This is a genomic window from Hymenobacter rigui (genome assembly GCF_003944715.1).
In the GTDB taxonomy this organism is placed as follows: Bacteria; Bacteroidota; Bacteroidia; order Cytophagales; family Hymenobacteraceae; genus Hymenobacter; species Hymenobacter rigui.
In genome coordinates this window covers 65,748-88,819 of the sequence record NZ_RWIT01000002.1, presented here as the reverse complement: position 1 = coordinate 88,819, position 23,072 = coordinate 65,748, and the positions used below count along the sequence as shown (strand labels likewise).

Genomic DNA, 23,072 nt, shown 5'->3' with positions numbered 1-23,072 from the left:
AATGATAAGACCAGCTAAACAAAAACGGCGGCTTGTTGGTAGTTTGCGGCCACATTCTATGCGCCCGGACATCCCTACACTGTATTTCGAAAACCAAGCCGCCCGGATTCTGGAAGATCCTGCCGGCTACCTGCGGGTGATATGGAAGCCGCAGGAGCGGGACCACCTGACGTTCAGCTCGGTGTTTAATCATATGGCGCAGGCTTTGCAGCGCCACGGCTGGTCAAAAATCCTGGTAGATCAGCGGCATATGAGTGCCTTCAATACGGTTGAGCAGCAATGGATTGTGCGCGAGTGGCTGCCCCGGGCCGTGCTGGACGGGGGCTACCGCTTCGGGGCGGTAATAGTAGCGGAAGATGTTTTTACCCGACTGGCCACGGCTTATGTCACCACATCGGTCCAGAACCTACCGCTGGTGTATCGCACTTTTTCCGATGAGGCTTCGGCTGCCGCGTGGCTGCAGCAGCAACGCTAGCTGCGAGCCGGGCCCGACAGCGGATCAGTTGGCAGGCTGATGGTATACTCCGTACCATTGCTGGGCAAGCTGGCGGCTACCAGGGTGCCGCCTTGGGCCCGCGTAATAATGTCGTAGCTCAGTGCCAGGCTCAGGCTGGTATCGGAGCCTCCCGGGAACCGCTGAAACAGGGTAGTCAGTGCCTCTGCGGGCAGGCTTCGGCCATTATCCCGCACCCGGATTTCCAGGGTAGTGCCGGTATTTAGCGTATGCAACTCCACCTGGGGCACGTAGTCTTCATCGGCCTCCGTAAGGCGTTGCTGCACCGCCAGCAGGGCCGCGCTGAACACGCCCACCAGGGCACGGCCAATATCCTGGCGTACTACCTCTACCCGGGTCAGGGCCGGATCGAGGCGCAGGAGCAGGGCCACGTTGAAATGTCGGTTTTTGGCCCGCAAATCGTGGTACGTAAGCCGTAGGTACTCTTCGGCCAACAGGTTGAGGTCGGTTGGCTGCCGGGGGCCGTGGCCACCCTGGGAGTACTCCAGCATCCCGCGCACAATGGACTCGGCCCGCTGCCCGTGTACCATAATTTTGGCTTGGTTCTGCCCAAGGTTCTGGAGCATCTCATCTACCAGCTCCTGCTCGTGCTCCGGCAGCGTAAGCCGGCTTAGCTCCTGACGTACATCTTCGCACAGCTCCACGCTGATGGCGGCAAATTTGCGCACGCAGTTCACCGGGTTTTGAATTTCGTGGGCCACGCCGGCCATCAGCTCCCCCAACGAGGCCATTTTCTCGCGGAGTACCAGCTGGCTCTGGGCAATTTTCAGCTCCTGCAGGGTACGGGCCAGGTCGTCGCGCTGGGCCGTCAGCTCCTGGGCCTGCTGGCTCACCTGCTCATGCAGGGTACGAAGCTGTTGATGAGCCCGCCGCTGCTGCCGGTTGTTGCGCCACAGCAGGATGGAAATCAGCAGTAGTCCAGCCAGGCCGGTGAGCAATCCGGCCAGTTGCAGGCGCGCTACCAGCTGAGTCCGCTCGTCTTCCAGCTCCTGCAGCCGCTGCTGCTCGGTAAATCCAATGGCATCCAGCTGCTTAATGCGGCGCGGGTTATAGAGACTGTCCTGAGCCGTCAGCATGGCGCGCATGTATTTGAGCGTACTGTCGGGCTGCTGCCGCGCCTCAAACGCCTGGGTAAGCAGCGTGCTGTTACGCACTACGCCCACCACAAAAGGCAGGGCATTGGCCAGGGCCAGCGCTTTGCGGGCATAGTGCACGCTGGAATCGGGCTGGTGAAGCGTCTGGTACAACTCCGCCATGTACTGATAGGCGCGGCTGGCACTACGCAGGTCGTTTTCCGGAAATGCGGCTTTGGCGCTGCGCCGGTAGTACAGTAGGGCCGCTTCCGGGTGCCCCTGCGCATGCTGAAGCAGCCCCAGCTCCCGGAGCACGTACGGCGCCGGATTGCCCCAACTGCTCTGGTGCACCGCGCGGGAGCTGGCCGTGTACCTCCAGGCCTGGTTGAGAAAGAAAGCGGCAGAATCATACCGCCGCAGGCCTTCGTAGCTGGCACCCAGGTTGGTAATCACGCTGATCAGCTGGGACGTGTCGCGGGTGCGGGCCTGCTGGTAGAGGTGTAGTGCCCGAAAAAAGTACTGCAGTGCCGGGCGGTAGTCATCCAGGGCAAAGTAGAGCAGTCCGGTCTGGTTGAGTGTGCGGGCCGTTCCTTCCGTATCGTGACTTTGCTGATTCAGGCGCAGAGCCTGCAAATCCACGCGAAGCGCCTGCGGCAGGTTGCCCCGCTCCCCCAGCAGAATTGCCAGCCGGGAAAGGCAGCGGCCCTCCCCCTTGGGGTAGGTAATGCGGCGTGCCAGCTCCAGGCCCTGCCGGGCATACCATTGCACCGAGTCGAAGCGGGAATAGCGGTAGGAAGCCGCCAGATCGGCCAGCAGCAGTACCCGGGTAGTATCATTGGGGGCCAGAGCCAGGGCCCGCTGCAAGGGCCGGGTCTGGGGGCTCTGGGCCGCAAGTGGCAGGGGCAGCAGCAGCAGTAGGGCCACAAGCCCGCGCAGCAGGCGAAGCATCATTGGGGAGGGGCACAGGTGTGGTATCGGCAGCCGGGTACTGGGCGCATCGATAGTAGTAGGCAAAAGAAGGGCGCAGATTAAAGCAGGAAGCTACGCTATTTCTTCGTAACAAAGAGGGGCGGCGCCGCTCCCGGCCGGAGCGCCGGAAGTAGGCTGCAGGAGGTCGGGGCGCTGCTAGTTTTTCGTCGGCTACCTTTGCCACATGCTGTTCTCACTACCATCCTTCCACCGGAGCGGGAGCAGAGCCTTCTTGCTGGCTGCGGCCTGCTGGGTATCTGCCTGCTCCACCTCGCCCGACCCCACACCGGTTGCGCCCCCCACACCTTCACCGCCGGCCGCTGTGCTGCCCGAGCACCTGACGCTGGGAAACCCCAGCGGAGCCTCGGCGGATGAAAATCAGCCCACCAACTACCTGCTGCTGAAGCCGCAGTATGCCCTCAGTTACCACCGTGACCGGGGTATCCCCAATTGGGTAAGCTGGCACCTGACCATCAGTAACCGGGGCAGTGCTGCCCGCCAGGATGATTTCCGGGCCGATGCGACGCTGCCGGCCGGCTGGTACCAGGTGCAGGCTACCAGCTACTCGGGCTCGGGCTTCGACCGGGGCCACAACTGTCCCTCCGCCGACCGCACGAGTACCGTGGCCGATAACTCCGCCACGTTCCTGATGACGAATATGATGCCTCAGGCTCCGCGCAATAACCAACAGACCTGGGCCAATCTGGAGGATTTCTGCCGTGCTCAGCTCGGCAACGGGGCCAATGAGGTGTACATCATCTGTGGCAGCTACGGCAAAGGCGGCACGGGCTCCGGCGGGTACAAAACCACCCTGGATCAGGGCCGCGTTACTGTGCCGGCCCACATTTGGAAAGTTGTGGTTATTCTGCCCACCGGTGAGCAGGACGCTTCCCGAGTAAGTGCCATCACCCGGGTTATTGCCGTGGATACTCCTAACGATAACACCATTAACACCAACTGGGGGCAGTACCGCACCAGCGTCGATGCCATTGAAACTGCCACTGGCTACGACCTGCTCTCTGCTGTGGCGCCCGCCGTGCAGCAGGTCGTGGAAAGCCGCGTGGACGATGGCCCTATGTAACGAATCCTGTTGATGACTTTACTCAATCACCAAACAAGCGCCCTGACACTAGCCAAGGCGCTTGTTTGGTGACAGGGAGTACTTTTCGATAGTAGCGGCAATCAGTTCAGCTGCCGCAGCCAGGTGGTAGCCGATCCTGCCTCCGTAAAAAGGTGATACAGCAGCACTCCCTCACGTAGGTCCTGCTGTTTAAATTCTGGCGGTAACCGGACGAATACTTCTTCTGAAACCAGCACGGCCGCCTGCATCTCCTGCTGCATGGCGTGCGACACCTGCAGCCACTGGTTGTTCACGAACTCGTGTTCCTGCTCCGTGAATGGGTCCATGCGTCGGTGGTCGCCCAGCATTTTATTCCAGCCCCGTCGTTTCAGCAGATTTTCCAGATGGTGCAGAAACGACTGGAAAATTTCGAAGTGGCGTGGGCCGGAGTTGTAGTCAATGATTACGTAGCCATCAGGGTGTTCGTAAAAACGCCCGATGGGATTCTCAAAGTAGAGCGGCAGGCCCGCAAGCTGTGGCATCGCGCAACGAAAGCAGACAAGTGTTGGAAAGGAGAGGAAAGACCGGCAAGATAAGCGAGAAAATAACTGCTGTATCCTGCTGAAACCGTAAGTTGCCTCCCCGAAAGCCTAAACGCCACCCGACGTGGGAGGTTACATAAAGCTGGAAAGACTAGGCTGGACCACCAGGTTCACCGGGGCCCGGAACAGGATTACGGGCACGCCAGCCAACTTATAACTCATAAAGAACACCCCGATCTGTACAGGCCGGGGCGTTCTTTGCTGCAGAAGTAACCAGCTAGCTACTAGGGCTAAACTATGATTACTGGTCCAGGCGTATCAAGCCAGCCCTGCCAGTAATACACTATGCCAGCACCACCTCTTCGATGGCGGCGCTGATATCTATTTTCTCCACTGGTGGCACCAGAGCAAAGCGGCTTTCGTGAAAGTTAGCTTCCGGAAAACCCGGTGCTACGGCCGCGTTGTTGATCTGGGTGAGCGTGATGCCGAAGCCATTATGCGTATCGTAGATGTCCCGCACGGTATAAATAGGCCCGCGCTTAGGAGTCTGGATATTAGGGTTCTGTGCCAGCAGCAAGGTAAAATCATCATTGGTACAGACTACTTCCTGGCCGGGGTGAAACAGCGGTGCTTTCATGTCAGCAAAGATACTACCAGTGAGCCTACTGTTGCGGCCGAACGGGCAGCGGCACCATGCTCAGCATGTTGCAAGGATGATTATGACCTACTGATTTGCAGTTTGCATTCCGGCTCCCCAGCAAACTTTGCGCTTAAATCCGGCGGCCCGACACGGGAGTAGTACGTCAAAATCCGGCGGAAAGTATCCTTTATAGCTTCGATCCAAGTGGACCATCTTGCCGGCCTGCTTATTCATTTTATCCCATTCTTGCATGAAACATATTGCGTACTCACTGGTCCTGTGCGGGCTGGTGTTCGGCGGCTTGGTTGCTGCACCCGTGCACGCCGCCGTTGCCCCGATCCGGCAACTGACTGCCTCCGTCTCCGATTATTACAGTGGCCTGGCTACCGGTCAGGGCTATCAGGATTACTACGCGCGCATCTATGGTGCCGGGTCGCCGGCTTATACGGCTGCTATCAACAGTGAATACCTGCGCGGGCCAGCCAAGCCCGCTCACAGGCGGCCTCCGACAACGACCAGCAAAACGTAGATTTCTGAACCGACTTCATCGATGGGCTGGGTCGCACGGCCGAGGAGTCCTTCTAGGCCTGCGCGTAGAGCACCCCAGGTCCAACACCCTACAGCTACCTTACAGCAAAAGCCCCGCCCTGCAAAGAGGACGGGGCTTTTGCTGTAAGGTAGCTGTAAACAGCATAAATCCTTGCCAGGATACCGATGAACCCTTTTGGCGCAGATACACGTTGGCCTTATATATGGCAACCACAACAAAATCAACGAAACGCCCCCGCAAAGCCAGCGAGGAAGCTGGGCCGGTGCTCTCCCATGCCGAGCAAATGCAGGCTATGCAGCAACGGGAAGCCGGCAAAACGGTCATGTACCGCTACGATGCCTGGGGGCACATGGAAACGCGCTTTGTGCGCACACAGAACGTGGCGACCTGGGAAGCTAAAGGCTTCATCCGACGCTAGCCTCCGGCAGGTTTTTTTGCAAAAAGAAGAGCCCCTCCACACGTGAGGGGCTTTTTTATGTAAGTAATAGGGGGCTATGTCCTGACTTGGCTAACTAGCAACTCTACGCTATACCGCGCCGTGGCCGCAGAAAATCTACCGAACGATGTAGGGTAAATTGAATTCCCCATCCGTTATCGTTTTGGTTTTTCCATTCGTGCTGCACACGGTGCCTGAGAAGATGCCACTGACTGTTTTCGCCTTCTCATTAAATTCGGTGATCTGAAAAGCCCGGACATTAGACGTGCACCGGTCGCTGGAGAAGTCACCATCCGGACTATTCAGGTATTCGCCCGTTACAATCAGATTGCTGGGTGAACCTGCGCCAAGCGTGATTTTCTCCGCCCGTTTCCGAAACTCGACAATGCGAAAGGAAACACTGGCTCCCTGCACGTCGGTTGTTCCAATATTCACATACAGTTCTCCGGTGCTGGAATTGAGCGTTGCAATGGTGTTTTTCATGACCACGGGAAACGCCGCACCATCCACCTTCACCGAAGCGGTATTAGCCGCTATGGGATTGGCCGGAGTGGGGGAATCGTCATTGCCGGAGCAATCCGTGAGTAGCAGTCCGGATAGGAGTAAGAATGGGAGGTAGATGTATTTCATGATGGTGAAAGATAGTGTTAGCGTAAAAATACAAATTGTAGAGTAGCTACCGCTACGTATGAAAGCCTGCATATAGCGTTGCTGGCTCCTGAAAATAAGTGTATCGACGGATATATCGACCAAACAAAAACGCCTTGCAAATCAAAAATTTACAAGGCGTTTTAAGTGCTGTGAGCCCCCAGTCGGAATCGAACCAACGACCTACTGATTACAAGTCAGTTGCTCTACCAGCTGAGCTATGGAGGCATTCAGGTGGCACAAAAGTAGGAGTTGACGTTGAGCAGGGCAAGTGTTTCAGACAAAAAATGTTGAATAAATCAGTAACGTATTGACTTACCGGGAAATAAAAAAGGGCTCATCCAGTCAGGATAGAGCCCTTTTTTGAAAAGTATGCACGATTAGCTTCTCACGGCGCGTAGCTGGCGTTTCAGGCCGTCGATGCGGGCCTGGGTTTCCGTGATGCGGCCCTGGTACTCCTCCCGCAGCTGCCCCGCGTTTTTGGAACGGGCAAAAAACTCCAGGTTGGTTTTCAGGGTTGAAATATCGTTTTCCAGCTCATTGATTTCCCGGCGCAGGGCTTGCTCCTTTTTGTAGAGCTGCTGCTGGGAGTCGGGAGAGGACTTGAGACGCTCCACCTGCAGGCTAAACAGAAGGTCCGTCCGCTCCGGATAGGAAAGGCCGGGTACCTGGTCCAGGTATTTTGCCATCAGGCTTTGAAATTTTTCTTCAGCCTGACCGGAGGAACGGGCACCATCAAACCCGCGCCACTCCTGCACGTGCTGGCGGAAGCCTTCCAGAGTACCGGGCTGCTCGGGGGTAAGTGCGGCAATGGCTTCGGCCAAGTGGGCAAGATGCTGGATCTGCTCCTGGCTAAGCTGTTGGGCATGCTGCTCCCGCTGGCGGGTTTCTTCCTTCTTACGGTCGAAAAAGGCGTCGCAGGCAGTCCGGAACCGGTTCCATACTTTATCCGATTGCTTTTCAGGCACCCGGCCAATCAGCTTCCAGTCCTTCTGCAGGCGGATAACGGTTTCGCGGGCCCCTTCCCAGTTCGGGTCCTGCAGGGCTGCTTCGGCCTGCTCGCAAAGCTCCAGCTTCCGCTTTAGGTTGGCATTCTTTTCTTCGTCGAGGGCCTTGAAGAACTGGTTCTTTTTTTGAAAAAAGCCCTTGTAAGCGCCCCAGAACTGCTTGTTGAGCTGTTCGGCCTTCTCGCGGGGCACCAGCCCGGCTGCATCCCAGGCTTCCTTGAGTTTCTGCAGCTCATCGGTTTTGGCGCGCCACTCGTTTACCCGCTCCGTCTGAAATTCGCCGTAAGGCCGCAGCTGCTCCAGCAGCGCGGTTTTGCGCTCCAGGTTAGCGTTTTCCTGCGTCTGGCGGGCCGACAGAAACTCCTGCTTACGGTTGTGCACCTGCTCGGAGGCCTGCAGAAAGCGTTGCCAGAGGGTTTCGCGCTGCTCGTTTGGTACGGGACCAATGTGCTTCCACTCCTCGTGCAGCTGGCGCAACTCCTGCAGCGCCTTATTGATGCTGGGCTGTTGTTGCAGAGCATCGGCCCGGCTTATGAGGCCTTCCTTGGCTTCCAGGTTGCGGCGCCGGTCCAGTTCCTTCATCTCGAAGAACAGGCCCCGGTTGTTGTAGTAGATGTCGAGCAGGGCGTGGTAGCTGTTCCAGAGCTCCTGGGCATCCTTTTGGGGTACCGGACCGGTGGCTTTCCAGTCGTTCTGCAGGGCTTTGATGCGGGCCGAGCTATCCTTGGTTTCCGCCGATTCTACCAGGGTGCGCAGCTGGGAGAGCAGGTACTGTTTGTGAGCAAGGTTTTTTTCCCGCTGCTCGTTTTCGGCTTTGGTGTCGCGCGCCCGGGTTTCCCGGAAATCATGGAGGGCTTTGGTAAGGTCGGCGTGGCCGGTGGGACCAGCGTAGGCGAAATCATCCGCCTGGCCGCCTTGTTCTTGGAACTGCTGCCGGGCCGCGGTGCGGTCGGCCTGAATTCCGGTTTCGTACTGCCGGTGCAAATCTGCTATCTGCTTGCGGTTCTGGCGGGCATCCGGCCGACGCAGCAACCCCAGCAAGTGACTAGCCTGACCGGGCAGATCCAGAGAGTTGAAATCAACGGCGGGTACTTCCGGAATGTATTCTTCCTCTTCCTCCGTAGCAGCGGCGTCGGAGGAGGTATGCAGTGAGCCAACGGTAGGGGACTGCTCCAGCGTGGCTTCCACAGAAGCCGCGGTTGGTAACTCCACTACCGGGATTACGTGAGGTGCTTCGTCTTCCATGGGGGCTGCGTCCGGTCCGGTTGTAGCCGCAGGTGGTGTACTTTGGGGCTGCGGGTCAGTTTCGGGGGCTGGTTCATCCGATTCCAAAGTCTCCGTTTCCGGTTGATTTTCGGCGGGCGTAATAGTTCCGTAGTGGGCCATAGCCCGGGCCTCGCCGGCCGAGTGCACGTCGGTGGAGTCAGCTTCGGCAGATACGTGGGTTACCGACTCGGCTGCAGCAGCGGCTTCCGGGGTGCCGGGGGCCGGGTCGGGAGAGGTGGCTTCTGGTTCGGCAGTGCCGGCACCGGCCGGTTCTGCGGGCAGGGGTGGTGTGCCCTGCGCCGGGCGCTCCGTTATATCGTCGGGGGCATTCTGGCGGGAACGAATTTCGGCCAGACGGCGCTCCAGAATGCTTTGTGGCGATTCTCCGTTATCGGCGGAGTTGGAGGTGGGGGTATCTTGGTCAGGTAGCATACGCAATCAGAGGGATGGCCCTGCGCAAGGCAGGGCAAGTGGTGAGGCGTTAATTGAGGCGGGGGTCAGTGGGGTAGTTGGACAGCATCCGGTAGCGGCCGCCTTTTTCGCGCAGAATGGACTGCCAGAAGGCATCGGTGGTCAAAGTAAATACTTTCGCGGCAGCATTGGGCTCCACAATCCAGACATTTTCCCGGACTTCTTCGGCTAGTTGCCCGGCCGTCCAGCCGGAATAGCCCACGTACAGACGGATCTGCTCCGGCGGCACCTGGCCGGTAATCAGCTGATTCAGGAGCTGGCCAAAGTCGCCGCCCCAGTATACCTCACCACCCAGATGCTGCGCCTGTGCCAGGTGGGCCTGCTGGTGGAGGTAGTGCAGGGTATCGGGCTGAACGGGGCCTCCCACGCCCAACGGGAGCCGGGCGGCCGGCAGGGCGTCGCCGCCCTGTAACTCCAGCACGTCACCCAGTTGCAAGGGCGACGGGCGGTTCAGTACCAGGCCAAACGAACCCTCTTCCTCGGAATGACTGCACAGCAGCACCACAGTGCGCTCGAAGTTGGGGTCTCCAAGGAAAGGCTGGGAAATCAGCAGACTACCAGGACGAAGTCGGGACATGGGCTACGGAAAAAGAATAGCGGAAGCGGACAGGAGGCAACAGGAGTAAGTACGGAAAAGATTCGGACTGCGCCCGGAAGCAGCAGCCCGCCGCCGGATAGAAGTACGATGGGGAGGGGGGGCGGGGTTCCGTAGGCCGCCATCATTTGTGCTACCTTGCAGCCGGAATCGGGCGTTACCAGCTTGTGCACCCACACAGCGGCCCCCGGCTCCACCTGTCTGCTTTCGTGTATAAACTCCTGCCCACATGACTGACCAACAGCTGGCCGACCTGCGCCAGACCTACTCGCAACGCACCCTGACGGAAACCGATGTGCAGCCCGATGCAGTGCGGCAATTCCGGGTGTGGCTGGAAGAAGCTCTGCAGGCCCGGCTGGAGGAGCCTTCCGCCATGACGCTGGCTACCGTGAACGAAGCCGGGCAGCCCGCCGCCCGCATTGTGCTGTTGAAAGGCTTGCCGGATGACACCGGTTTTCTGTTTTTTACCAATTACGATTCGCGCAAGGGCCAGGAGCTGGCTACCTGCCCACTGGCCGCTCTCACGTTTTTCTGGCCGGGCCTGGAGCGGCAGGTGCGCATTGAGGGCCGGGTGGAAAAAGCCCCGGAAACTGCATCGACGGAGTATTTCCAGAGTCGGCCGCGCGGCAGCCAGATTGGGGCCTGGGCTTCACCACAGAGCCAGCCCATCCGAAGCCGGGAGGAACTGGAGGAGCGGGAGCAGGCGGTAGAGGCCCGGTTTGCCGGGCAGGAGCCGCTGCCCCGGCCGGAGCACTGGGGCGGCTACCTGCTGCGCCCCCAACGCATCGAATTCTGGCAGGGCCGCCCTTCCCGCCTGCACGACCGGATTGTGTATGAGCGGCACCCCGAAGGCTGGAAAATCAGCCGCCTGGCTCCGTGAGGCTTCGCCACGCCAGAATTCTGAATCAAGAAGTATGAATTTGGACGTACGGGCCGGGTTGCTATCCTCTTAGTTGCGTGGTGCAGCGCCCAGTACCTACTCTTACTTCATGATTCAACTCTCATAACTCATTACTCCACTATTCTTGGCAGAAATTCAACCCATTCGCGGCTGGCGGTACAACGCGGAGCTTAGTCGTCAGATTGATGCGTACGTGTCGCCGTTGTTTGATGTCGTGTCGGTCAAGCAGCGGGAGGCGCTCTACCGCAATCCGCTTAACAGTATTCATCTGTCGGTGCCCCGGGGGCAGGATCCGGCCGGGGAGGCGTGCCGCCGCCTGCGGGAATGGCAGGAGCAGGGCATCCTGCGCCAGGATGCCCTGCCGGGCATCTACGTCTACTACCAGTATTTCCGGCTGCCCGGCAACTCGCACGAGTATTGCCGCAAGGGCTTCATGGCCCACATCCGGGCTTACGACTGGGCCGAAAACGTGGTGCTTCGGCACGAGAATACGCTGCCCGCGGCCGTGAACGACCGGGCCGAACTGCTGGCGCGTACCGAGTTTCAGACCAGCGCCACGCACGGCCTGTACCGCGACGAGGAATTTGAGCTGGAGCAGTATATGGATGAAGCCATGCTGAACCCGCTGTACCAGACGGAAGAGGATTACCAGGGTGCCCGCGACGTGCTGGCCGTTATTCAGGATGCCGGGGTTATTCGGCGGTTTCAGCAGGTGCTGGCCGCGCGGCAGGTGATTCTGGCCGATGGGCACCACCGCTACGAAGGCTCCCTGGCTTACCGCAAAGCCCGGCAGGCGGCGGCCGGGGCGGCCTACTCCGGGCAGGAAACCTGGAATTTTCATTTGATGTATCTGACCAACGCCGCCGCCGACGACCTGCGCATTCTGCCCACGCACCGGCTGCTGCTGGAGCTGCCCGGCGGCCTCACCAATGCGGAGCTACTCTCCCGGCTGGCTCCCTATTTCACCGTGCTTCCCCTTGATGACCCCTACGACCTGCCGGAACGCATTGCGGGCAAGCCGTGGGCGTTTGGGCTGTATCTGGGAGAAGGCCAGGTGTACAAAATCCGGCTGCGGCCGGAGGTGCACGAGCTGCTGGACTGGGACACAACCCCCGAAGTGAAGGCTCTGGACCTGACGGTACTGCACTATTTCGTGCTGGAAAAAGCCCTGGGCGTGGTAGGGCCGGAGCAGCAGCGCCAATGGTCGGGCATTGCCTACGTGCGCAATTTCCCCGAGTGCCTGACCCGCGTTGACCGGGGCGAGGCCCGGGCCGCCTTCATCACCAACGAGGTGACCATGGAGGAGGTGGAGCGGGTATGCCATTCCGGGGCGGTAATGCCGCCCAAATCCACGTTTTTCTACCCCAAAACCATTGGCGGATTCCTGTTCAGCAGCATCCGGGAAGCCGAAGCCAATACCTCCTTTTACGCCGCTTTCCGAGTCTGATATGTCTTTGATTTCGTCCGATTTCCGGCCCCGGCTGGTGCTGGCTTCCAACTCTCCGCGCCGTCGTCAGCTGCTCACGGAGCTGGGCCTGACGTATGAACTCCGACTGCGGGAAGTGGATGAGAGTTTCCCGACCCATCTGGTGCGGGCGGAGGTGGCCGAGTATTTAGCCGCCCATAAAGCCGACGCCTATGCTACCGATCTGGCCCCCGATGAACTGGTCATCACGGCAGATACCATCGTGTGCCTCGACAACGACGTACTCAACAAGCCTGCCGATGAGGCCGAGGCCGTGCAGATGCTCCAGCGCCTGCAGGGCCGGGCCCACGACGTGTACACCGGGGTCTGTTTGCTCCACGGCGACGGGCGGCGGGTAGTTTTCTCCGACCAGACCGGCGTACATTTCCGCCCGCTCAGCCTGCCGGAAATCGAACATTACGTACACCAGTACCGCCCTCTGGATAAAGCCGGGGCCTACGGTGCCCAGGACTGGATTGGTATGGTGGCCGTTACCCGTCTGGAGGGTTCCTACTTCAACGTAATGGGCCTGCCCGTGCACCGTGTGTGGGAGGAATTGGTGAAACTAGGTGCTGTGGCAGTGTAGTAGGTGATGGTTATTGTCCTGTGCATTCTCACCTATGTGGTGGGGCTGAGTATCTATAATGCAGTTCAGACTTACGGTATACAGAACCGGTTATTGACGGATGGAATTTCAGCTGCCGGCCATTTGGTTAATTGGCAGGTGTCAGGCTCCGGGCGTTCCAGGCAACGAAAGGCATTGGTGGAGTTCCGGACAGCTGCTGATGAAGTAATTCAAACCGTAACGGACATGAATACTTCGGCCATTCTGGGATTTAGTGCTGGGGACTCACTGCATGTGCGTTATAACCCTTCAAACCCCAGCGAGTGTAGTATAGATGAGCCTATGTTACTGCCTCTCTGGTTAAAGCTGACACTGCTTATTCTTGCATGGCTAACCCTTCTCATTGGAGGATGCATAGTCACCTGGCAGAACTGGTAGTAGAAAACAAGGCATAATTTCCGGATGGTACTGCCCTCCTTATTCATCTGAGAGTGGCAACTCCGGCAGGGGCTGGTTGGGGCGGGCATAGCCGTAGCGGGCGACAGGCGTCGCCGCATAGTAAGTGTCCAGACCACTAAGGGCTACGGTGCCGGCGGCAGCCAAATCCAGGGAGCCATCGGGACGCTGCACGTTGTCATCAGGCAGATAGACGTGTTCCACGCGGCCAACCAGTAGCACAGTACCATTGGCTTCAATGGGTAGCTCCTGCAACAGCGTCAGGCCAATACGAAGCCGGCTTTCCTGCACGTACGGGGCCGCAAACCCATCCAGATATTCCGCCGTTAGGCCGCAGGCCTCAAACTCCGACACTGCGCGCGGAAAGTTGGCCGATGTCAGGTGAGCCGCCTTCACAATGTCGGCATGCACATGATTGAGCGTGTAGCAGCGGGTTGCCCGGATGTTGTCGTAGGAGTGTCGCTCCACTGTGGGCGGACGCATCACCAGGCCCAGCAGAGCCGGGTTGGAGCCCAGGTGTACTACTGAGCTGATGATGGCCAGATTTGTGTGGCCCTGCTCGTCTATCGTGCCCAGCAGATTGGCTGGCTTAAAGCCAGTTATGGCATTAATCAAATTGAGGCGGTATACCTTTTCCAGGCTGGTAATATCGGCGGCGGTCAGATGGGGCATGGGGGTGGTTGGTAAGGAAGTATCCTGCTAACCAGCAGCCGGGTATTTTGTCTTTATCTGCAGTGAAATTATTTAGATAATAAAAAAACAGGGTAACCCGGTTGAAATTAATTTCAACCGGGTTACCCTGTTTTTTTAGGTCGTAATTTAATTACGGCATCAATACTTTGTCAATCACGTGAATTACACCGTTGCTCTGAATTACATCGTAAGTGGAAATAGTGGAGATATTTCCCTTTTCATCAACCAATACCACGTTCTTCGGGCCATTCATCATGGCTTTCAGCGTGCCGCCGCTTACGGTCTTGAGGGTAGCAGTGCCTTTGCCTGCTTTGATGGCGGCCATAATCTTATCGGCGGTCATGTTGCCGGCTACCACGTGGTAGGTCAGGATTTTGGTGAGCGTGGCCTTGTTCTCCGGCTTCACCAGGGTTTCCACAGTGCCGGCGGGTAGGGCGTTGAAGGCCGCGTTAGTGGGAGCAAATACCGTAAATGGGCCTTTGCCCTGCAGCGTTTCCACCAATCCGGCCGCTTTTACAGCAGCTACCAGCGTAGTGTGGTCTTTGGAGTTGACGGCGTTTTCAACGATGTTTTTGTTGGGATACATGGCCTCGCCACCCACTGAAACGGTGCCGGGGGTTAATTTGGCCTGGGCCGCAGCAGTAGTAGCAGAAGCAGCGCCCATCAGGGCAACCAGGGCGAAAGAAAGCAGGTGCTTTTTCATTGTAAATGCAGACAAATGGGTGAGAAGGTTGAACCTATTTGCCGGCATGTACGCCGCTTTGCTTTTGTCTGGATTTAGAGTAGCTAAAAAATATGTAAGCACAGTGACAGGTGCTAGACTTAGTGGACTGAATATGGGGTATTTAAAAATGAAAAAATAAATACAGATTAGATATCAATTAAATAAAGCCATTTCCAGTGGTTTGTCCTGAGAGTAGATATCGGGCAGAAAGACGAGTTTGCCTTTGTCGGTTTCACAGGTGTAGTAGCGCAGATAAATGGGCAGGCTACGGGTCAGGTCATAGCGTTGCTTCTCATGCTCCCGCACGCGCTGGTACATTTCCGTCAGTTCGGCGGCCCGATTCTCGCGGCGCAGCAGGTATTCGGCCAACTGTAGGGGTTTTTCCACCCGTACGCAGCCGTGGCTCAGCGCGCGGTCTGTCCGGGTAAAAGCGCTGCGGGCCGGGGTATCATGCAGAAATACGGTCTGCTGGTTCGGAAAGTAGAATACCACGTTACCCAGGGCATTGAACGAGCCCGCCCGCTGCCGGATGGCGTAGGAGAATTTTTCCGGAGTCATTTTCTGCCAGTCCACGCGCCAGGGGTTGATGAGCCTGCCCCGCCCATCGTACATCCGATAGTGGTTATCATACAGGTAGCCCGGGTCGCGCTGGAGCTCCGGCAGAAACTCCCGTACCGCAATGCTGTAGGGCACGCGCCACTCCGGGGCCACCACAAACACCACCATGCGGCTGCTCAGCACCGGGGTTGGCATGTCGGGCTTGCCCACAATCACCCGGTGTGTGCGCAGGACCTGGCCGTTGCGGATCAGCTGCAGCCGGTAGGCCGGAATATTAACAATTGCATACTCCGAGTCGGCGGCCGGTTCCCAGCGCAGGCGTTCCAGATTCACGGCCACCCGCCGGAAGCCGGCCGTAGTATCCTGCATCAGGCGCGCCGAATCAGTAGGAGAGGCGTGCAGCGCGCGCGCCCAGGTTTGCTGCAACAGCCGATAGCCCCGTCCCGTTGGCTGGTAGCGCAATAAGGCAGTTACCAGATCGGGCGACTGCAGGGCTTGGTATAGTTGGTCTGCTATCAGTACGGCCGTGAGGCTGTCGGGGGGGGAGGCCGCCGTTAGCGAGTTAGGATGCAGCCGGCCCCGCTGCTGGTGTAGCAAGTATTGGAGCAGTGCATCGGTCAGGTGTAGCTCAGAAAGTGCGAGCTGTTGCCCCCGTCCGGCCCGGGCTGCGAGGCGCAGAGAGTCAGGGAGACCCTGCAAGCCGGGCCAGGCGTAATGGTTTCGGTCCAGACCTACGTCGGCGGCCCGACCCAGCAGGTTCAGGGCCTGCCGGGCCTGCGGGTTCCAACCTGCTTCCTCTACCCAATGCGTGGTAAAGTTGTTGCGGATATAAAACGTATGGGCCGCCGCACCTCCTGTTAAGCCCAGTGCCTTGTAGGTGGCTGCCGGGCCCAGCTCACGGGTATCCAGCAGGCTCCGCAGTGAAGCCCGGGCCACCAGGACAGTGGCTGAAACAGCCTCCTCACTATGTTTTCCGGGATGTGCTTCCACGGATAACGCGCCGCTAGTGAGCAGGAGAATAGATACGGCAGACCGCACAATGCTTCTTAACCAGTTCATAGAGGCAGTGGTCAGAAGTTACGGGAAATGCTGGCAGTACAGGTTTACGACATGTGCGTAGGCAGGAATACGGAGCAGGATAAACCGGGGAGAGGTTTTTGTGATAATTTCGGTAAAAAATGGGGTATATCCTACTGACCGTGCCGTTGGAGTACGTTCCAAGCAAAGAGGTCTGCCGGGCGCGTTAAGATTCTTTCAGGCGCGCATCAAACGGATGCGGTTCCAGGCTGACTGTGCGTAGCAGCCGGTTGTGGTCGGGGTGCAACGGGTTGAGCAGATAATTCCACTCGGAAGGAGCGTGGGCCGAGGGCACACGCATGAGCCAGTAGCGGCCCTCTTCCAGCCAGGCCTGCCCGATTTCAGCCAGCTCGGCCGGGTAGGGCACCTGCTGCCAGTTGGCCGGCAGGTCGGCGGCATTGATTTGCAGCAGAGGCAGGCCGTCGGGAATTTCAAGCGTAAGGGCGAAGTAGTTGCGCGGCAGTACCGGCGAGTTGGCCAATACTTCCAGTTTCGCCAACGACAGGTGCTCGGCGGTGTATAGAATCTGATGGCCGATGCGGTGCCAGCGCCCACCATAATACAAGCCTCCCTGCCCGGAGGTATCCGAAATGTAGGGGGCCTTGCCCAATCGGTAAAGCAGCATGGTGTTTGTGCGCTGGTAGCTGTTGGCTGACGTCGATACCTACTCCGGCTAGCAGCCTATAGCTTAGGAAAAATGTCCGTGCTGAATGCGGCCCAGTACATCCTGCACTTGGTTGCGGCCAATTACGGAATGAAGCAGGTGCTTGGGCTTCTGCCCGCCGAGAGCCGGGACAGGGGAGTTCAGCCAGAAATGAAGGTCTTCCTCATCCTCAAATACCTCCATGCCCTTAGCCAGCACGGCCGAGAGCTGAATAGCCTTTTCGCCTTCGTCCAGGGTGAGGGGCTTGCGGGTTTGCTCACGGCGGGCCAGGGTGCTTTCCGAAACGCCCAGTACCACGCTCATCTCCTTGTTCGAAAACCCCAGATGCTGCTGAAGGGCCCGCACCGCCTGCACCGAAATACCTTTTATGGCCACGGCCAGCAGGTCCATTTCGTTGCGCACCAGCTGCGGAATCACGGCCGGGCCGCCCATCAGCTCTACCATGCTGGATACGGCAGTTTTACGAAGCGTTGTCATTTGAATGAATTTTATTCGTCATTTGAAGGCAATATACGCAGGAACTGATAAAGTGGCTGTCTGGGTTCCCGGTGCGGACATGCGGTCGGAAAATGTGCGGCTGGTGCCGGAAGCCAATATCTTTGCCGCACACTAGCTGCTACTGCATGTCTGCTACCATCACTGAGCATCCCCTGATTACGCGCACCGCCGAATTCATCCGCGAGAAATTCCTCCACGAAGGTTCCGGCCACGACTGGGCCCACATCCGCCGGGTGTGGCAGGTGGCCCGTGCGTTGGCCCGCGACACGCCCGGGGCCGATACACTGGTAACGGAGCTGGGCGCGCTGCTGCACGATGTGGCCGATTGGAAATTCCACGACGGCGACGAGGAGGCCGGCCCCCGGGCGGCCCGTCAGTGGCTGGAAAGTCAGGTGGCCCCGCCGGAAGTCATTGCCCGCGTAGAGGCCATCATCCGCGAAATCAGCTTCAAGGGCCTCGGCGTGGCCACGCCTATGAGCTCGGTGGAAGGGGAACTGGTGCAGGATGCTGACCGCCTCGACGCCATTGGGGCCATCGGGGTAGCCCGGGCCTTTGCCTACGGCGGCCATAAGGGCCGCCCCCTGCACGACCCCGCCGTGCCACCCGTCACGCACGCCACCTTCGAGAGCTACAAGCAGAACACGGCACCCACTATCAACCACTTCTACGAAAAGCTGCTGCACCTGCGGGAGCGGCTCAATACGCCCGCTGCCCGCCGGGTGGCCGAGGAGCGGCATGCGTTTATGGAGCAGTTCCTGCAGCAGTTTCTGCGGGAGTGGGAGGGTGAGGACGTTGCGTCGGCCTAATATCTATCTTTACCGCCATGCGTTTTTCTTCTCTCTTGTCCCGGTGCGTGTTGCCGTTGCTGGTGGTGCTGGCCGCCGCTTCCTGCCGCACGTGCCCTATTGAATCCTGCCACACCCGTAAAGTGCATCTGCACGGCGGCACCAAGTACCGCGGCCAGCCCTGGTTCAAGAAACAGAACCCGGCCATCGGCGAAAAAATCAAGGTGCACAAGCAGGAAACCGGCAAGCATAATAACGACCGGAGCAAGACCCTGAAATAGCCCCGTAAATTGGGTTTTTGGCTAGGTAAAGCGGGTTTTTATCCCTATCTTGCAGGCTTAACGAAGTTCACTCTCACGGGCTGTGACGCCCCGTTTGCACGGGGCCTATGGCCGACTACATGCTCCCTATGGCGGAAGGCGAAAAGATCATTCCGATAAACATTGAAGATGAGATGCGTGGGGCCTACATCGACTACTCGATGTCGGTTATCATCTCCCGGGCTTTGCCCGACGTGCGCGACGGCCTCAAACCCGTGCACCGGCGCGTGCTCTACGGTATGTCCGAGCTGGGCGTATCCTACAACAAGTCCTATAAGAAGAGCGCCCGTATCGTGGGGGAGGTGCTCGGTAAATACCACCCCCACGGCGACTCCTCGGTGTACGACACCATGGTGCGCATGGCCCAGGACTGGAGCCTGCGCTACCCGCTGGTAGACGGGCAGGGAAACTTCGGCAGCATCGACGGCGACTCGCCGGCCGCTATGCGTTACACCGAAGCCCGCCTCAAGCGCCTGGCCGACGAAATGCTGGGCGACCTGGACAAGGAAACCGTGGATTTCCAGCCCAACTTCGACGACTCCCTGGAGGAGCCGTCGGTGATGCCGGCCAAATTCCCGAACCTGCTGGTAAACGGTACTACCGGTATTGCCGTGGGTATGGCCACCAACATGGCCCCCCACAACCTCACCGAAGTGGTGGACGGCATCGTGGCCTACCTGGCTAACCCCGACATCACCATTGCCGAGCTGATGGAGCACGTAACGGCTCCTGACTTTCCCACCGGCGGTATCATCTACGGCTACGAGGGCGTCAAGCAGGCCTTCGAAACCGGTCGGGGCCGGGTGGTAATGCGGGCTAAAGCCCACTTCGAAACCACGCCTTCGGGCAAGGAGCAGATTGTCGTGACCGAAATTCCCTACATGGTGAACAAGGCTTCGATGATTGAGAAGACGGCCGGCCTCATCAACGAGAAGAAAATCGAGGGCATTGCCGATCTGCGCGATGAGTCGGACCGTGACGGTATGCGTATCGTGTACGACCTGAAGCGCGACGCTATGCCCACGGTGGTCCTGAACAACCTGTTCAAGTACACCCAGCTGCAGTCGTCCTTCGGCGTGAACAACGTGGCCCTGGTGAAAGGCCGCCCGATGACGCTCAACCTCAAGGACCTGATCCACCACTTCGTGGATCACCGGGCCGACGTGGTGGTGCGCCGCACCCGCTACGAGCTGGCCGAAGCCCAGAAGCGTGCCCACATCCTGGAAGGCCTGCTGATTGCCCTCGACCACCTCGACGAAGTTATTGCCCTGATCCGCGCCTCCCGCGACGGTGACGTGGCCCGCGCCCAGCTCATCGAGCGGTTCTCGCTGAGCGAAGTACAGGCCCGCGCCATTCTGGATATGCGTCTGCAGCGCCTCACCGGCCTGGAGCGCGACAAGCTCATGCAGGAGTTCAACGAGCTGATGCAGCTTATCGACCACCTGAAAGCCGTGCTGGCCTCCGATGAGATGCAGCGCGACATCATCCGCCAGGAGCTGATCGACATCAAGGACCGCTACGGCGACGCCCGCCGCACCAGCATCGAGTACGCCGGCGGCGACTTCTCGATGGAGGATATGATTGCCGATGAGAGCATGGTAATCACTATCTCGCGCGAGGGCTACATCAAGCGCACGGCGCTGGATGAGTACCGGGCGCAGGGTCGGGGAGGAGTAGGGGCCCGCGGCGCGGCTTCCAAGCAGGATGACTTCACGGAGCACCTGTTTGTGGCCACCACCCACGAGTACCTGTTGTTCTTCACCGAAGCCGGCCGCGTGTTCTGGCTGAAAGTGTACGAAGTGCCGGAAGGCGGCAAGAACACCAAGGGCCGGCCCATCCAGAACCTCATCGAAATTCCGCGCGAAGACAACGTGCGTTCCGTATTGAACGTGCGCGGCCTGCGCGACCCGGATTACCTCGACAATACCTTCCTGATGTTCTGCACCGAGCAGGGCACCGTGAAGAAAACCCCGCTGGAGGCGTACTCACGGCCCCGTACCGCCGGTATCAACGCCATTACCATCAACGAAGGCGACCGGCTGCTCGACGTGCAGTTGCTCAACGGCAATTCCGAAGTGGTACTGGCGCTGCGTTCCGGCCGGGCCGTACGTTTCCCCGAGGAGAAAGTACGCTCCATGGGCCGCACGGCCGCCGGTGTGCGTGGCATCACCTTGTCGGAGGAAATGGCTGATGACCGGGTAGTAGGCATGGTGTGCATCGACAAAGACAGTCAGGATGAGCTGCTGGTAGTTTCCGAAAACGGCTACGGCAAGCGCAGCCCGCTGGAGGAATACCGCATCACCAACCGCGGTGGCAAAGGCGTGCGGGCCATGAAGCTGACCGATAAAACCGGCCAGCTGGTGACTATCAAAGCGGTCAATGATTCCGACGACCTGATGATCATCAACAAGTCGGGCATCACCATCCGCCTGCGGATGAGCGAGCTGCGCAGCATTGGGCGGGCTACGCAGGGTGTGCGGCTGCTGAAAATCAGTGCCGGCGACGAAATTTCGTCGGTGGCGAAAGTAGCGGCCGAAGAAAAGGAAGCAGATTCAGAAACGGATTTGTTTGCTACGCCGGATCAGAACGGCGCATCGGATGGGGAAGGCCCGGCCGACTCACCGGATACGGACCTGAACGACCTTACAGACCCTGATTTCATCAGCGCTAATTAACTTGCGACGGCAGAACTCGGAAACGGGTTCTGCCGTTTGTCTTGCAATTCCTTTCACTTTACCTGTACATTCTTCAGCAAAACTCCCATGAAGAAGACTCTGTTGACTCTCGTGGCAGCTGCCGCGCTCCACACGGCATCGGCCCAGAACTCGGCTGTTACCAATGCTATTCTCTACCAGCGTCAGGGTACGCTGGATAAGGCTCGGACCGAAATAGATAAGGCTATTGCCAACGAGAAAACCCAGGGCAAGGCCAAAACGTGGTATACCCGCGGGGAAATCTACGAAGGCATGGTTGCCAGCCCCATCTATGGCAAGGCGCTGCCCGCTGGGGAGGGCACCAAAACAGCCTTTGAATCGTATTCTAAAGCTGTTACCCTGGAGGGCAAGGACAGTGAGTATGGCAAAATGGCTAGTGCGAAGCTGGATGGCCTGTACGGGCTGGCCCTGAACGCTGGTGTGGAAAGCTACAATGGCAAAGATTTCGCCAAGGCCATTGAGTCATATCGGATGGCTCAGCAGATTCGTCCGCAGGACTCGACGGCGTATCTGTATGCGGCATATGCTTCGGAGGCCAACCAGGACTTTGTCGGCGCTAAGGAAATGTATGGTAAGTTGCAGGGCATCGGCTATAAGTCGCCCCAGATGTACGGCCGTCTGCTGCAGATTGCTCGCCAGGAAAAAGACGACGCTGCTGCTATGAAAGCCGTGCAGGATGCGCTGGCTGCTTACCCAACCAATAAAGGCTTTATGCTGGAGGAGCTGAATATGTACATCAGCGCCGGCCGTGGTAAAGAAGCCTTGGATAAAATCGACCGTGCCATTGCCGCCGACCCAACCAACTCCAACCTGTATGCGGTTAAAGGCTCCATTTTGGATCAGGATAAGCAGCCGGCCAAAGCATTGGAAGCGTACCGTAAAGCCGTTGAAGTAGATCCAAGCAACTTCGATGCGAACTTCAACCTGGGCGTTTACAATTACAATAAGGGCGCTGATCTGTTCACGAAGGCGAGTAAGATGAGCCTGGCGGAATATCAGAAGAGCGGTAAGAAATATGAGGCTGACGGTAAGAAGTACTTCCAGGAGTCGCTGCCATATTTCGAGAAGGCGCTGCAGATTCAGCCGGATGACCGTTCAACCATTTCCTCGCTACAGAAAGCATATCTGCGAGTAGGTCGCACAGCTGATTCTGAGCGAATGTCAGCTAAGCTGGATGGCCTGAAGAAGTAGCGGAATAGTAGGGGATATTAATCTCCAGACAGCCGAATGTATCCATTCGGCTGTCTTTACGAAACATTACTTAACATAATATAAATTATAAGACAAGCGAAGAACAATGTTTTAGTACTCTATGAGCCAGTTGTTTGAATACGCTAAGAAATGTTGCTACTATACCACCTTTACTTACCGACTCCACTATCTGGACTCTTGTGAGCCAGTAGTTATGTGGTTCGTGGCCGGGCTTGCTAACAGCAGCCAATATCTTGTCAAGGCAGTTGTATCGGCGAGAAACCATTAATGCAGTTTGGTTTGGGCATTGATCTAATATCGGGCATGAATTTATAAAGTAAGCAGCTATAGCATTTTCGAGATACCTGTCGAAACTTTGACGGCACTTGTACCAGAATTTAGTCGGACTTAGAGGATAACTTCGTTTGGACTACTGGCTCCGATGAACTACCGGAAGAGTAGTGTGAGCATAGATACACGTTGTCTTTGATTGGGTTCCTTCTACCCTACTCACATCCCAAACCAGAATTCGATTATTCTGGTTTGGGATTTTATTCTGATTACAAAGATGTTGAGTATCATGCTCTAAAAACGTGTTAGGCATGCCTTAGTGACAACTACACTTCTCAGGCTTCTCACCCTTATCAGTAAGCCCGTTATGCTGGTAGGATGCGCCTTTTGACAATGCAT

Annotated in this window: 22 protein-coding genes and 1 tRNA gene; 11 read left to right on the top strand and 12 right to left on the bottom strand. The window is 58.0% G+C overall.

Features of this window, described 5'->3' with window-relative positions; all coding sequences use genetic code 11:
- Positions 1-58 precede the first annotated feature (58 nt).
- Positions 59-475, top strand: a complete 417-nt coding sequence (locus EI291_RS04400) for a hypothetical protein (protein ID WP_125418414.1) — start codon at positions 59-61, stop codon at positions 473-475.
- Here the strand turns inward: EI291_RS04400 and EI291_RS04395 are convergent.
- Positions 472-2,538: a tetratricopeptide repeat-containing sensor histidine kinase gene (locus tag EI291_RS04395; protein WP_125418412.1), complete on the bottom strand. Its 2,067-nt coding sequence runs from the start codon at positions 2,536-2,538 to the stop codon at positions 472-474. The genes EI291_RS04400 and EI291_RS04395 overlap by 4 nt on opposite strands.
- Before the next feature lie 202 nt (positions 2,539-2,740).
- Here EI291_RS04395 and EI291_RS04390 point away from each other — a divergent pair, with 202 nt between their 5' ends.
- The gene (locus EI291_RS04390) at positions 2,741-3,637 is read left to right on the top strand and encodes a DNA/RNA non-specific endonuclease (RefSeq protein ID WP_125418410.1); all 897 of its coding nucleotides are present in this window, start codon (positions 2,741-2,743) and stop codon (positions 3,635-3,637) included.
- Between the two features lie 101 nt (positions 3,638-3,738).
- On the opposite strand, the gene EI291_RS04385 is transcribed toward EI291_RS04390, so the two are convergent.
- A complete protein-coding gene (locus EI291_RS04385; RefSeq protein WP_125418409.1) occupies positions 3,739-4,158 on the bottom strand; it encodes a hypothetical protein in 420 nt (139 codons plus the stop codon).
- 343 nt (positions 4,159-4,501) lie between these two features.
- Positions 4,502-4,795, bottom strand: coding sequence for a hypothetical protein (locus tag EI291_RS04380; protein ID WP_125418408.1), 294 nt, complete (start codon positions 4,793-4,795; stop codon positions 4,502-4,504).
- Positions 4,796-5,048: 253 nt separating this feature from the next.
- Between EI291_RS04380 and EI291_RS04375 the strand changes: the two genes are divergently transcribed.
- Positions 5,049-5,327 (top strand): hypothetical protein, encoded by a 279-nt coding sequence (locus EI291_RS04375; protein ID WP_125418407.1) that lies wholly within the window; start codon positions 5,049-5,051, stop codon positions 5,325-5,327.
- Between the two features lie 223 nt (positions 5,328-5,550).
- A complete protein-coding gene (locus EI291_RS04370; protein WP_125418406.1) occupies positions 5,551-5,766 on the top strand; it encodes a hypothetical protein in 216 nt (71 codons plus the stop codon).
- A 135-nt stretch (positions 5,767-5,901) separates the two neighbouring features.
- Here EI291_RS04370 and EI291_RS04365 read toward each other — a convergent pair whose 3' ends face one another.
- From EI291_RS04365 to EI291_RS04350, 4 genes are all read right to left on the bottom strand, one after another.
- Positions 5,902-6,414, bottom strand: a complete 513-nt coding sequence (locus tag EI291_RS04365) for a hypothetical protein (protein WP_125418404.1) — start codon at positions 6,412-6,414, stop codon at positions 5,902-5,904.
- A 173-nt stretch (positions 6,415-6,587) separates the two neighbouring features.
- Positions 6,588-6,660 (bottom strand) — tRNA-Thr (locus tag EI291_RS04360).
- Positions 6,661-6,812: 152 nt separating this feature from the next.
- On the bottom strand, positions 6,813-9,137 hold the full coding sequence (locus EI291_RS04355; RefSeq protein ID WP_125418402.1) for a DUF349 domain-containing protein: 2,325 nt from the start codon (positions 9,135-9,137) through the stop codon (positions 6,813-6,815).
- Positions 9,138-9,186: 49 nt separating this feature from the next.
- Positions 9,187-9,753, bottom strand: coding sequence for a YqgE/AlgH family protein (locus tag EI291_RS04350; RefSeq protein ID WP_125418400.1), 567 nt, complete (start codon positions 9,751-9,753; stop codon positions 9,187-9,189).
- A gap of 247 nt (positions 9,754-10,000) precedes the next feature.
- On the opposite strand from EI291_RS04350, the gene pdxH reads away from it, so the two are divergent.
- The 3 genes from pdxH (at position 10,001) to EI291_RS04335 (ending at position 12,723) form a co-directional block, all read left to right on the top strand.
- Positions 10,001-10,651 (top strand): pyridoxamine 5'-phosphate oxidase, encoded by a 651-nt coding sequence (pdxH, locus tag EI291_RS04345; RefSeq protein ID WP_125418398.1) that lies wholly within the window; start codon positions 10,001-10,003, stop codon positions 10,649-10,651.
- 145 nt (positions 10,652-10,796) lie between these two features.
- Positions 10,797-12,119 (top strand): DUF1015 domain-containing protein, encoded by a 1,323-nt coding sequence (locus tag EI291_RS04340; protein ID WP_125418396.1) that lies wholly within the window; start codon positions 10,797-10,799, stop codon positions 12,117-12,119.
- 1 nt (position 12,120) lies between these two features.
- Positions 12,121-12,723: a Maf family nucleotide pyrophosphatase gene (locus EI291_RS04335; RefSeq protein WP_205701563.1), complete on the top strand. Its 603-nt coding sequence runs from the start codon at positions 12,121-12,123 to the stop codon at positions 12,721-12,723.
- Positions 12,724-13,179: 456 nt separating this feature from the next.
- Here the strand turns inward: EI291_RS04335 and EI291_RS04325 are convergent, their stop codons facing one another.
- From EI291_RS04325 to parS, 5 genes are all read right to left on the bottom strand, one after another.
- Positions 13,180-13,830, bottom strand: a complete 651-nt coding sequence (locus EI291_RS04325) for a flavin reductase family protein (RefSeq protein ID WP_125418392.1) — start codon at positions 13,828-13,830, stop codon at positions 13,180-13,182.
- 151 nt (positions 13,831-13,981) lie between these two features.
- Positions 13,982-14,554, bottom strand: coding sequence for a fasciclin domain-containing protein (locus EI291_RS04320; protein WP_125418390.1), 573 nt, complete (start codon positions 14,552-14,554; stop codon positions 13,982-13,984).
- Positions 14,555-14,728: 174 nt separating this feature from the next.
- Positions 14,729-16,069, bottom strand: coding sequence for a L,D-transpeptidase family protein (locus tag EI291_RS04315; protein ID WP_170172502.1), 1,341 nt, complete (start codon positions 16,067-16,069; stop codon positions 14,729-14,731).
- A gap of 307 nt (positions 16,070-16,376) precedes the next feature.
- Positions 16,377-16,835 carry an RES family NAD+ phosphorylase gene (locus EI291_RS04310; protein ID WP_125418386.1) on the bottom strand — a complete coding sequence of 153 codons (459 nt, stop codon included), beginning with the start codon at positions 16,833-16,835 and terminating at the stop codon, positions 16,377-16,379.
- A 63-nt stretch (positions 16,836-16,898) separates the two neighbouring features.
- Positions 16,899-17,351, bottom strand: a complete 453-nt coding sequence (gene parS / locus EI291_RS04305) for a type II RES/Xre toxin-antitoxin system antitoxin (protein ID WP_125418384.1) — start codon at positions 17,349-17,351, stop codon at positions 16,899-16,901.
- Between the two features lie 146 nt (positions 17,352-17,497).
- Here parS and EI291_RS04300 point away from each other — a divergent pair, with 146 nt between their 5' ends.
- The 4 genes from EI291_RS04300 (at position 17,498) to EI291_RS04285 (ending at position 22,382) form a co-directional block, all read left to right on the top strand.
- Positions 17,498-18,178 carry an HD domain-containing protein gene (locus EI291_RS04300; RefSeq protein ID WP_125418382.1) on the top strand — a complete coding sequence of 227 codons (681 nt, stop codon included), beginning with the start codon at positions 17,498-17,500 and terminating at the stop codon, positions 18,176-18,178.
- Positions 18,179-18,195: 17 nt separating this feature from the next.
- On the top strand, positions 18,196-18,438 hold the full coding sequence (locus tag EI291_RS04295; protein ID WP_125418380.1) for a hypothetical protein: 243 nt from the start codon (positions 18,196-18,198) through the stop codon (positions 18,436-18,438).
- Between the two features lie 128 nt (positions 18,439-18,566).
- Positions 18,567-21,152 (top strand): DNA gyrase subunit A, encoded by a 2,586-nt coding sequence (gene gyrA, locus EI291_RS04290; RefSeq protein WP_125419082.1) that lies wholly within the window; start codon positions 18,567-18,569, stop codon positions 21,150-21,152.
- Between the two features lie 87 nt (positions 21,153-21,239).
- Positions 21,240-22,382 (top strand): tetratricopeptide repeat protein, encoded by a 1,143-nt coding sequence (locus EI291_RS04285; protein WP_125418378.1) that lies wholly within the window; start codon positions 21,240-21,242, stop codon positions 22,380-22,382.
- The last annotated feature ends 690 nt before the right edge of the window (positions 22,383-23,072 follow it).